The organism is Caldicoprobacter sp. (assembly GCF_047459465.1).
Classification (GTDB): Bacteria; Bacillota; Clostridia; order Caldicoprobacterales; family Caldicoprobacteraceae; genus Caldicoprobacter.
Window position 1 is genome coordinate 1 of the sequence record NZ_VSCO01000160.1, and the last position, 3,754, is coordinate 3,754.

The 3,754-nt window shown below is 46.2% G+C and carries 5 protein-coding genes; 4 read left to right on the forward strand and 1 reads right to left on the reverse strand.

Annotated elements, in window-relative coordinates; genetic code table 11:
* Positions 1 to 16: 16 nt before the first annotated feature.
* The 4 genes from FWJ59_RS08550 (at position 17) to FWJ59_RS08565 (ending at position 3,177) form a co-directional block, all read left to right on the forward strand.
* Positions 17 to 646: a ThuA domain-containing protein gene (locus tag FWJ59_RS08550; RefSeq protein WP_414481523.1), complete on the forward strand. Its 630-nt coding sequence runs from the start codon at positions 17 to 19 to the stop codon at positions 644 to 646.
* Positions 647 to 719: 73 nt separating this feature from the next.
* Positions 720 to 896: a hypothetical protein gene (locus tag FWJ59_RS08555; protein ID WP_414481524.1), complete on the forward strand. Its 177-nt coding sequence runs from the start codon at positions 720 to 722 to the stop codon at positions 894 to 896.
* A 138-nt stretch (positions 897 to 1,034) separates the two neighbouring features.
* Positions 1,035 to 1,793, forward strand: a complete 759-nt coding sequence (locus FWJ59_RS08560; protein ID WP_414481525.1) for a DeoR/GlpR family DNA-binding transcription regulator — start codon at positions 1,035 to 1,037, stop codon at positions 1,791 to 1,793.
* Positions 1,794 to 1,911: 118 nt separating this feature from the next.
* A complete protein-coding gene (locus FWJ59_RS08565) occupies positions 1,912 to 3,177 on the forward strand; it encodes a zinc-binding dehydrogenase (RefSeq protein ID WP_414481526.1) in 1,266 nt (421 codons plus the stop codon).
* A gap of 171 nt (positions 3,178 to 3,348) precedes the next feature.
* Here the strand turns inward: FWJ59_RS08565 and FWJ59_RS08570 are convergent.
* Positions 3,349 to 3,754: SDR family oxidoreductase (locus FWJ59_RS08570; protein ID WP_414481527.1), on the reverse strand; the 406-nt coding region annotated here is incomplete at its 5' end.

The window sequence follows — 3,754 nt, forward strand, 5'->3', positions numbered from 1 at the left end:
AAATGGAGGTAGGAAAATGCGTGTTTTAGTTTTTTGCGATGATTACTGGCATCCCGCAAACGTGGTAAAAAGCGGGCTTGCCCCCCTTGCAGATGATGGTTTTGAATTCACGTATATAGAAGATATGGCTAATTGGAGGCCCGATGTTCTTAAAGAGTTTCGGGTGGCAATACTTGCAAAATCAAACAACTTTTCGTCGACAGATACGAGGGAATGGGCAACCGAGGAAGCACAGAGTGTTTTTGAAAGCTTTGTACGAAACGGCGGCGGCCTTCTGGCAGTGCATTCTGGTACGGCGGGTTATAGGGAAGCACACATAATTCGTAGCATATTGGGCGGTGTGTTTACACACCATCCCGAGCAGTGCGATGTGACGGTAGAAACCGTAGGCAGGCACATAATTACCGATGGCTTTGAGCCTTTTACCTTAAAGGATGAGCACTATTTTATGGAGATTATTGATGATGATCTGTGTGTGTTTTTAACATCAAAGTCTCAACACGGAGAGCAACCTGCCGGCTGGGTACATACCTATGGAAAAGGGAAGGTATGCGTCTTGACGCCGGGTCATAACGTAGAGGTATGGCTCCATCCCAGCTTTCAGTTATTGCTTAAGAATTCCCTCAATTGGCTGGCCAAGGATTAAATATGGGGAACGAATAACTTTTAACAGGTTAAGGCCGGAGGGCTATACCTTCAGGCTATACCACCCCGGATGGATGCGTACCTACATGTCGGGAGAGAAAAATTATGAGGCCGATATGGAACCTGAAGAAGCGGCGGTATACGCTTTGCAATATTTTTTGAGCGGTACTCCGTACGCGAAAAGGGACATAGATGTGGATGAGGATGATTTGGCATTGGTGGATTATAAGTTGAATAAATGGCCGTGGTGATATCTGTAAAGTTGACAATTGAACGTTTTTATGAGTATAATTGAAATGTAAACCTGTGATAAATAAAAACAATTGTAACAAAGTTGTTGTTAAAAATAGCGGGATTTTGGTACAATGAGTGTGAGGAAGTGATAGGGGTTGAATGCTCAAAGGCGAGAGATCATAAACGCGTATATCCAAAACAAAGGTGAAGTCAAGCTCAAAGAGCTGGAGAAGCTGTTTCCCGAAGTGTCCACTATGACATTGCGGCGTGACCTTAATTACCTGGAATCCAAGGGCCAGATCATTCGTGTGCGCGGAGGGGCAAAGTCCATCAGCCTGTTCTCCAATTTAAAGGAAGACATGTACAATTTAAGGGCCATGGAGAATGTGGAAGCCAAGATGAAGATTGCAAGAAAGGCATTGGCCTTTGTGGAACGGGGGCGTTCGTATTTCATAGACTCGGGCACTACTACCATGTGCTTGGCCAAGGTGTTGCCTGATGAGGACCTCTCTATACTCACAAGTGGCCCTAACATCGCTTTGGAGATCATCAAGAACAACAATCCTTCGGTGACTTTGGTGGGAGGGCAGCTCAGCCGCAACAACTTATCAACTTCAGGTGCCAATTCCCTGAATTTCATAAAGGATATAAACGTGGATATAGCTTTTATGGCCGCTTCCGGTTTTTCGCTCGAATACGGCTTTACTTGTGGAGATTACAATGAATGCGAGCTCAAAAAGGCCATCATCAGAAAGGCGCGGAAGGTAATACTCCTGATGGACGTAAGCAAGATCGACAAGAATATGCCCTTTACCTTTGCCTTTTTGAAGGACATCGACGTTCTGATATGTGATAAACCTTTACCTGAAAATATAATGCAAGCTGCTGAACAGTATGGCGTTGAGATAAGATGATTCAAGAGGGTTGCTCTAATACCGCCCGCTGGGAAGGGGCAACTGAAAAAGGCGGATTATAAATGCCCAGCCGTTCAAAGCGGGTATTTCCCGGTTTGAATGAAAAAGGAGAAGATGTATGAAGACCAAAGCCGTACGCCTTTATGGTAAAAATGACTTGAGGTTGGAGGAATTTGAGCTGCCACCTATAAAGGACGATGAAATACTGGCACAGGTGATATCGGATAGCATATGCATGTCTTCATATAAGGCTGCCATTCAAGGGAAAGACCATAAGAGGGTTCCCGATGATGTGGAAACAAATCCGGTCATCATAGGCCATGAATTTTGCGGCATCATCCTGGAAGTGGGGAAAAAGTGGCAGCACAAGTTTAAGCCCGGCCAGAAATTTACCATACAGCCGGCGCTAAATTATAAGGGAAGCCTGGCGGCGCCCGGGTATTCCTACAGGTATATAGGAGGAGATGCGACCTATATCATCATCCCCAACGAGGTCATGGAGATGAATTGCCTGCTGGAATACAACGGCGAAGCCTATTTTTACGGCTCGCTGGCTGAACCCATGTCGTGTATCATTGGCGCATTTCATGCAAGCTACCATACAGTGCCCGGCAAATACGTGCACAACATGGGCATCGTAGAAGGCGGCAATATGGCCATATTGGCTGGAGCAGGCCCCATGGGCCTGGGAGCCATAGATTATGCCATACACAATGATAGAAAGCCGAGGCTATTGGTGGTAACCGATATCGATCAGGCAAGGCTTAAAAGGGCCAGCGAGATCATCACGGTGGAAGAAGCGGCTCGCAACGGCGTTACGCTGATATATGTCAATACCTCCGGGATGGATAATGTGGCGGAATACCTCATATCCTTGACCGATGGTAAAGGATATGATGATGTATTCGTATTTGCGCCGGTTAGATCGGTGGTTGAGATAGGTGATGCTATACTGGCACGGGACGGTTGCTTGAACTTCTTCGCAGGGCCTACCGATCCAAACTTCTCGGCTCAAATCAACTTTTACAACGTCCACTACGCATCCACCCACGTGGTAGGCACCAGCGGTGGCAATACCGATGACATGATAGAAGCCCTGCAGATGATGGAGAAGGGGCTCATAAATCCGGCGGCCATGATAACACATATTGGGGGATTGAACAGCGTAGTGGATACCACCTTGAATCTGCCCAAAATCCCTGGAGGCAAAAAGCTCATATATACCAACATCGAACTCGAGTTGACTGCTATAGCCGATTTCAAGGAAAAGGGTAAATCTGATCCGCTATTTGCAGAGCTAGCCAGGATAGTGGAGAAAAACAATGGCCTGTGGTGCGTGGAGGCAGAAAAATATCTGTTAGCTCATGCTAAGCCCATAAGCTGATGTGCACCGGCTGATAACCATTGAGTAATGCGAGTTTCCATCTTCGCTTGTGTAGTTGAGCTATTAACCCTGTTGGAATAGGCAATAATTACAGATGTAGTAGAAATTAATAAAAAGGAGATATTGCCCCCTCCTAGAAGGCAATATCTCCTTTTTTCATTATCTCCCGTTTTATCTCATTTCTTGCCCGCCGGTTACATTTATGGCCTGGCCTGTCATATAGCTGGACTCATCTGAAGCCAGAAATACCAGCACGTTGGTCACATCGTCGTATGTACACGGCCTTCCCAGCGGTACCTGGCTTAGGTATTTTTGCCTTATTTCCTCTTTGGTAAGTCCCTGGTTGCGCGCATATTGCTCATACAGGCTGTTAACCCATAGCGGTGAATCCAGCAGGTTACCGGGGCATATGGCATTAACCCTTATGTTATACTGTGCCAACTCGAGGGCAAGGCTTTGGGTAAGGCCGATGCCACCAAACTTGCTTGCAGCGTAAGCGGAATTCTTGTAAGATCCTTTTTTGCCCGACTTGCTGTTTATCTGAATGATATTGCCCTTTCTCTGTTTTATCATGATG